This window comes from Paraglaciecola sp. (assembly GCF_051252315.1).
Taxonomy (GTDB): Bacteria; Pseudomonadota; Gammaproteobacteria; order Enterobacterales; family Alteromonadaceae; genus Paraglaciecola.
Genome location: NZ_JBPOFP010000009.1, coordinates 67,175 through 74,306, shown reverse-complemented (window position 1 = coordinate 74,306; position 7,132 = coordinate 67,175). Strand labels below are relative to the sequence as shown.

Below are 7,132 nucleotides of genomic sequence, written 5' to 3'. Positions count from 1 at the left end.
AACTAATGTTGATACCAAAAGAACTACCGTCACCAAACAATTTAACAAAGTTAGCTTGATCTTCTGGGGTGGTAATGATCAAAACTTCTCTGATACCAGCCAACATTAATACTGATAACGGGTAATAAATCATAGGTTTGTCATAAATGGGTAATAGTTGCTTAGACGTTCCCTGAGTAATTGGGTGTAAACGAGAACCTGAGCCACCTGCTAATATAATACCTTTGTACTTTGCCATTTTAATCCTTCACTAATTATTAAATTAGGCGCCTAAACGATCTAATTTATACGCACCAGACATCACTCTTTGCCACCAATTTTTGTTACTTAAATACCACTCGACGGTTTTACGTATACCTGATTCAAAAGACTCTTCTGGCGTCCAGTTTAAATCTTTTTGTATTTTTTCTGCATCTATAGCGTATCGCGCATCATGACCTGGGCGGTCAGTAACAAAGGTAATTAAATCACGGTAATTATTAACACCTTCTGGTTTATTGGGAGCGAGTTCATCCAGTAAATCACAAATGGTTTCTACCACCTCTAAGTTGCGCTTTTCATTGTGCCCACCAATATTATAGGTTTCGCCTACTTTGCCTGATTTCGCTACCGTTACTAACGCTCGAGCATGATCTTCTACAAATAACCAATCTCGAATCTGACTACCATCACCATATACCGGTAAAGGTTTACCTGCTAATGCGTTCAAAATAATATGTGGCACTAGTTTTTCAGGAAAATGATAAGGACCATAATTATTCGAACAATTAGTGATGACAGTTGGCATACCATATGTGCGTTGCCATGCTCTTACTAAGTGATCCGAACTGGCTTTGCTAGCTGAATAGGGCGAGCTTGGCGCATAAGAAGTTTGTTCGGTAAAAAGTGGTAGTTCTGTACCTGCTGCTACTTCATTTGGGTGAGGTAAATCTCCATATACTTCATCAGTGGAAATATGGTGGAAAATGAACTTTCCTTTTTGCTCTTCGGTTAACCCCGACCAATATTCTCTTGCAGCTTCTAATAATGTGTAGGTACCCACAACATTTGTTTGAATAAACTCGCCTGGCCCATCAATTGAACGATCTACATGAGACTCAGCTGCTAAGTGCATAACAGCGTCAGGTTGATGTTCAATGAATACTCGTTTTAACTCAGTGGCGTCACAAATATCTACTTGTTCAAAAATATAACGACTTGAACGTATATCAGTAGGGATAGATTCTTCATTGCCTGCGTAAGTTAATTTGTCTAGGTTGATAACTGTATCTTCGGATGATTTTAGAATATGTCTCACCACGGCACTGCCAATAAAGCCTGCGCCACCAGTAACCAATAACTTCATTTCTATATCCTTACTGTGAAAAATGCCGGCAATTATGCCACGTTTTCACAGGTAATTTATAGCAAATATATTTTGTCTTTTTAGAAAAGGGGAATTACATTGGAAATGAGATTGAGATTGAGATTGAGATTGAGATTTAGACTAATAACCCGCTTAATCGGGCTATCAGTCTTAGTGGATTATAACTAACCTGAATACTGGATAAGGCGAACCTCTCGATAACGCTCTTTTAGTGTTTATCGGCGTTGGATTGTCTAGCAATAACACGTTATTACGTACGACAATCCGCCTTGCTATACACGAAAAATTTCGTCACCGAGTAAGAATTCAGCTGAGGTGATTTGGCCGAGCTCCACTAAGTTATTGAATTATAGTGTTAAATTTAACTTGGTCGATACCTCTTATCCAGTACTCAGGTTAACTACTTACCGGTTAATTCTAATTCTATCTCTTCGATGGATTTGTTTTTGGTTTCTGGGATCACTTTATAGGCGAATAATAAGCCAACTACACAACAAATTAAATACACGCTAAAAGTCGATACCGCGCCAGTGTTTTCTAACTGCCAAGGAAAGAATAGGGGTACTAAAATTCCGCCAAATACACTGGCCACGAAGCCACAAAATGGTATGGCTACAGCACGTACTTTTGTAGTGAACACTTCTGATAACAAAATCCATACCACTGGGCCTAATGAAAAGTTGTAAGCACACTGAAAACTTACAATACCCAACAGCACCATCATTCCATTAATGGAAGTGGCAGCAGTCATTAAATCACCTTCTAGCTTGACCAAAGCATCTCGACCAATATGTGTTTCTAGTGCCTGTTTAAAGTCTACGTCTGAGCTAAATTCAACATTAACTAGAGGTTGAAGTAGATTAATGTCGATGGCGTCTTTAAGTGATAATAAGGATTCTGGTGTGATGACGTAAGTGGCGTTAAAGAAGCCTAATGCCACAATGGCCAAACTTACAATCGCCCAGCTTAGTCCACCCAGCAGTATTGGTCGTCTGCCTAATCTATCAATAAACACCAAGGCTAATACGGTAAAGAATAAACCTATACCCCCTACCATCACTGTTTGGCCAAAGGCTGAGCTTTCACTCCCACCTAATTGAGCAAAGATTGTTGGCATATAGGCCAATACCGCGTTCATACCTGTCATGGGTTGAATGATGGTAATGACCACACCTATGATGAGGGCTATACGCATTTTAGAAGAAAATAATAATTTAAATTGTTGTGGAAGTGATAAAGAGTGGTGGTTAGTGTCATCTAAACTATGAATTATCTCGTTTATTTCTCTATCTAAATTTTCAGCTTCAGTAATTTTACTTAATGATGCTTTAGCTTTGTCTTCTTGGCCGTTAAGGGCTAACCAACGAGGGCTCTCAGGAACAATAAATAAAGCACTGAACCAAATTAATGCTGGAATAATTTCAGCACCTAACATCCAGCGCCAGGCGTTTTCGGCATTTAAGCCAAGGTTTAAGGTCCAAGCCGCTCCTTGTTCTGTGCCATTAATGATGTAGTAATTTAATATTTGAGCGACAAAGATGCCTATTACAATATTAAGTTGATTCAAACCTACTAATTTTCCGCGAGACTTAGGCGGCGCAATTTCACCTATATACATAGAAGCTAATGATAAAGAAGCAAAGGCTAGCCCACCCAAGAATCTAGCCCAAAAAAGAAACGCTGCACTAGGAGCATAGGCTGATCCAATAGCTGATAACGTATACAAAGCCGCTATAACTAAAGTGGTATTTTTTCGACCAAATTTGTCGGCAAAATAACTCGTACAAATCAGCCCGACTAAAGCTCCCCAGCCAGGGCCGGAAACAATGGAGCCGACTTCTAAAGCAGTTAAACTGAATTCAGAGGTGATCGCTTTGATTGTGCCTGAAATGAGAACTATATCGAGTCCAAATACAAAGCCGCCAAAGGCAACTATGAGTGAATATAAAAACGCGTTTCTAGTGGGTGATGACATTTTGAAGTTACCGCTTTGTAGTTAACATTATTATTACAAAGCTATGATAATGTTAATTGTTAAAAATATACAGTCTTATTAGAGTGGAAATTGTATATTTAATCGTTACATGATTATCAAGCGTTAAGTCGCAATGTTATAAAAGGGCGGTATGCGAGATTGAGTCAGCTCCTTGAAGCTGACTTTATTGGGGGAAGCGCAAAAAGTGTTAAAACTAAACCTTGTATTATAGTTTTTTAACGGATTTTCTTTTAACTAACGAGCAGGGGATCATGATTGTTTTAGTCGAAATTTGCTTGTCTTGGATATTTTCCAACAACATTTTTGCCGCTTGGGCTCCAATTTCATAAGGTTGTTGTTGTACTACTGTGATGGGGACTTTAAAAAACTCTGCCATAGGCACTTCATCAAAACCTAACAATGAAATGTCTTCGGGAATACTCACATTGGTTTGGTTAAATTCGGTTAATACGTCTGTGGTGATGGCCAGATGCTGAGTAAAAAATACAGTCGGTGCGCTGGATTGCATAATGTTTTTAATGGAGTTTTGCAGGCCAGACTCTCTTTTCCAATATTGAATTAATTCTTTAACGATTGGGATCTTATGTTTAGTTAAGGCGTCTGCATAACCTTGATAACGTTCACTTCGAGATTTTACTTGTTCAAATTCTTGAGTGACAAAACATATCTTTGTGTGACCTTGTTGAATTAAGTATTCGGTGGCCTCAAAGGCGGCTTGTTTGTAATCGGATAAAATAATGTTTTTATCTGTATCGTCGTGCTCTAGTTGAAACTGAACCACAGGAAAGCCACTTCTAATATAATCAGATATAAGTCCTTGGTTTTTTCCTGAAGACGCAATAATAAGTCCGTCAATACGCAATTGATGTAATGCCTGAAGAGACCTAGCTTCAACCTCTGGGTCAAAATCTGTATTGTAAATCTGTACGTTATATTGGTTAGCTTTACAGTAATCGTCTATGCCTCTAATGGCGCGACTGGTGTAATAACCAGTGATGTCTCGCACAATCACACCAATAGTTTTGGTTTTATCTGTTTTTAAACTTCTGGCAATAGGATTAGGCACATAATTAAGTGCTTTGATGGCGGCTTCTATTCGCTCTTTGGTATCGCTGGACATGTACTCAAAACGCCCATTGATATATTGAGACACTGTACTTTTGGATACTCCAGCGTGTTGGGCGACATCTATCAGTTTTATTTTTGGCATGAACTCTTAGTTGGAATTGAAGTGGCAAATTAACACAATATTGACATCTTGCCTTACTATGTTAAATTGTTCAACTAAACCGGTTTAGTAAATCGATTTAGTTGTTGTGTAGTGTTGACTATAAAGTAAAAGTCAAAGAGTGAGGCATAAGGTGAAAATTGCAGAAATAAAAGTGTTTGTAAGTTGTCCCGGTAGAAACTTTGTTACCGTAAAAGTATTAACGGATACAGGTGTCTACGGGCTAGGTGATGCCACAGTTAATGGGCGAGAAATGTCTGTTGTTGCCTACTTAGAAGAACATGTCGTGCCTTGCCTGATTGGGCGAAATGCCCATGATATTGAAGATATTTGGCAATATCTGTACAAGGGCGCATATTGGCGTAAAGGGCCGATTACGATGGCTGCAATCGCTGCGATAGACATGGCGCTTTGGGATATAAAAGGCAAAGCTGCTAATTTACCAGTGTATCAGTTATTAGGCGGAAAAAGCCGTAAAGGTGTGACTTTATATGCCCATGCTAATGGAGAAAACATTGCAGATACCTTAGATAAAGCTGAAGGTCTTATTGAGCAAGGCTTTAAAGTGATTCGATTGCAATCGGCTGTACCGGGCTTAAAAGTGACTTACGGTGTCTTAGGTGACAAAAAAGATTACTTTGAATTACAGGGAAATAGACCTTTGCCCCCTGAAGAAGAATGGTCAACCCAAAAATACTTCAACATGATTGTCGACCTTTTTGAACAAGCACGAGAGAGATTTGGTTATACAGTGGATTTTGTACATGACGTGCACAGTCGCTTAACACCTATTGAGTCTGCCAAATTAGGGCAAATGCTTGAGAAGTATAATCTGCTGTTTTTAGAAGACGCATCCATGGCTGAAAATCAAGACAACTATAAATTGATCAGGCAAAAAACCAGCACGCCTTTAGCTATTGGTGAAACTTATAACACCATTTGGGATTGTAAAGATCTTATCCAAAATCAACTGATAGACTATATTCGAACTGCCGCTACGCACGCGGGAGGTATTACAGCATTAAGGCGAATAGCCGATTACGCTAGTATTTATAATGTTAAAACGGCCCCTCATGGTGCACCTGATTTGTCTCCCGTCTGTTTTGCGGCTCATATGCATTTAAATATATGGGCGCCTAACTTTGGTATTCAAGAATTCGTGGGTTTTGGTAATGAGCAACTGCAAAAACTATTTAAGCATGATTATCGGGTCGAAAATGGCATGGCATACATGAGTGATGCTCCGGGTTTGGGTATCGAGTTCGATGAAGATGCTGCAACCGAATATCCATATAAACGTTCCTATTTGCCTGTCAGCCGATTAGAAGACGGTACCTTATGGAACTGGTAAATTTATACAGATTAATGGTTAATTCTTTAAGAAATAAAGGATAAAAATATGAGTGACAAAATTAAAGTCTTAATATGTGGAACTGGTTTCGCAGGTCAAGGTCATGCTGATGCATTTAGGTATGCCGGCGCAGAGATTGTCGGCATAGTGGGCAGAACTGAAGCAGTGGTGCACCAAGTCGCAAAAGATATGAATATCCCATATGCCGGAACCGATTGGGCGCAAGCTTTAGTCGATTGCCAACCCGATGTGGTGTCTATCGGCACGCCTGGCGGTGCTCATGTTAAGCCGATTAAACAGGCGATTGAATTTGGTTGCCATGTGTTTTGTGATAAACCATTAACACAAAGTGGTGAAACCGCGGAAGAATTGTACCAACTTGCCAAGATGAAAAAAGTTAAAACGGCTTTTGCAGCAAGTTTTAGGTACATGCCTGAAGTGTTACATGCGAAGCGATTGGTAGAAGAAGGTGTGATTGGAGAGCCATTAGAGGTAGAAAGTAATTCTCATTTTAACCTAGAACGAGATATTCCTTTTGGTTGGTCTCACCGCAAAGAAGACGGCGGTGGTAGGCTTAACAATAACTTTACTCATGTGTTGTCTATCGTTACTTCGGTCGTGGGTGAAAAAATCTTATCGATTATGGGTGAAGTACGGGATGATTTAGGTAAAGCGCCTATTGTTGATGGCGTGCACAACTTTAAAACGCGACGAGACTTTATTCCAAAAGATTTAAACGACCCTTCGCTCGAATGGGGCGAATCTAATGTTGAATGGTCATATAACGTGTTGGCACAATTGCAAAGTCCATTTGCGAAAAAGCCTGTGTCGGTTATGTTTAAACATGGTGGTTTACACCCTCGATTTAACGAAGACCATATTGTTTTTTACGGCAGCAAAGGTGCTATCTACATTAAAGGTCATTATGCAGCAGGACCTTTGTATGTTTATGGAGCCAATAAAGAGTGGCAAGAAGTGCCTTTACCAGCAGACATAGCCGCTGATGTGCCAGACGTTGATGGCGACACAGAACGAAACTGGCGCTATTTAATTCGTGAATTGGTGAAAGACATTAAAGGGGAAGAGGTCGCACCGTATCAAACCTTTAAAGAAGGAAGTCAATATCAAAAGTTGATTGACTTAATCCGTAAAAATGACAATTGGGTCGATGTAAGCCATCTGTAAGGGTTA

Annotated in this window: 6 protein-coding genes; 2 read left to right on the top strand and 4 right to left on the bottom strand. The window is 39.6% G+C overall.

All coding sequences use genetic code 11. From position 1 onward, the window contains the following. The 4 genes from ACSHXM_RS03220 to ACSHXM_RS03205 all read right to left on the bottom strand — a co-directional run. The coding region (locus ACSHXM_RS03220) for a sugar phosphate nucleotidyltransferase (RefSeq protein WP_435687280.1) at positions 1-238 on the bottom strand (238 nt) is incomplete at its 3' end. A gap of 24 nt (positions 239-262) precedes the next feature. Further along, on the bottom strand, positions 263-1,345 hold the full coding sequence (gene rfbB, locus ACSHXM_RS03215) for a dTDP-glucose 4,6-dehydratase (protein WP_435687279.1): 1,083 nt from the start codon (positions 1,343-1,345) through the stop codon (positions 263-265). A 421-nt stretch (positions 1,346-1,766) separates the two neighbouring features. After that, the gene (locus ACSHXM_RS03210) at positions 1,767-3,341 is read right to left on the bottom strand and encodes a sugar porter family MFS transporter (protein WP_435687278.1); all 1,575 of its coding nucleotides are present in this window, start codon (positions 3,339-3,341) and stop codon (positions 1,767-1,769) included. Positions 3,342-3,567: 226 nt separating this feature from the next. After that, positions 3,568-4,572: a LacI family DNA-binding transcriptional regulator gene (locus tag ACSHXM_RS03205; protein ID WP_435687277.1), complete on the bottom strand. Its 1,005-nt coding sequence runs from the start codon at positions 4,570-4,572 to the stop codon at positions 3,568-3,570. A gap of 151 nt (positions 4,573-4,723) precedes the next feature. On the opposite strand from ACSHXM_RS03205, the gene manD reads away from it, so the two are divergent. Then, complete coding sequence (gene manD / locus ACSHXM_RS03200; RefSeq protein ID WP_435687276.1) at positions 4,724-5,941, top strand: D-mannonate dehydratase ManD; 1,218 nt, start codon at positions 4,724-4,726, stop codon at positions 5,939-5,941. 48 nt (positions 5,942-5,989) lie between these two features. Next, positions 5,990-7,126 carry a Gfo/Idh/MocA family protein gene (locus ACSHXM_RS03195; protein ID WP_435687275.1) on the top strand — a complete coding sequence of 379 codons (1,137 nt, stop codon included), beginning with the start codon at positions 5,990-5,992 and terminating at the stop codon, positions 7,124-7,126. Positions 7,127-7,132 lie beyond the last annotated feature (6 nt).

Bases quoted from the DNA above. Each gene is read 5' to 3' on its own strand.
- rfbB (WP_435687279.1), bottom strand. From the start codon at position 1,345: ATGAAGTTATTGGTTACTGGTGGCGCAGGCTTTATTGGCAGTGCCGTG.
- ACSHXM_RS03210 (WP_435687278.1), bottom strand. From the start codon at position 3,341: ATGTCATCACCCACTAGAAACGCGTTTTTATATTCACTCATAGTTGCC.
- ACSHXM_RS03205 (WP_435687277.1), bottom strand. From the start codon at position 4,572: ATGCCAAAAATAAAACTGATAGATGTCGCCCAACACGCTGGAGTATCC.
- ACSHXM_RS03195 (WP_435687275.1), top strand. From the start codon at position 5,990: ATGAGTGACAAAATTAAAGTCTTAATATGTGGAACTGGTTTCGCAGGT.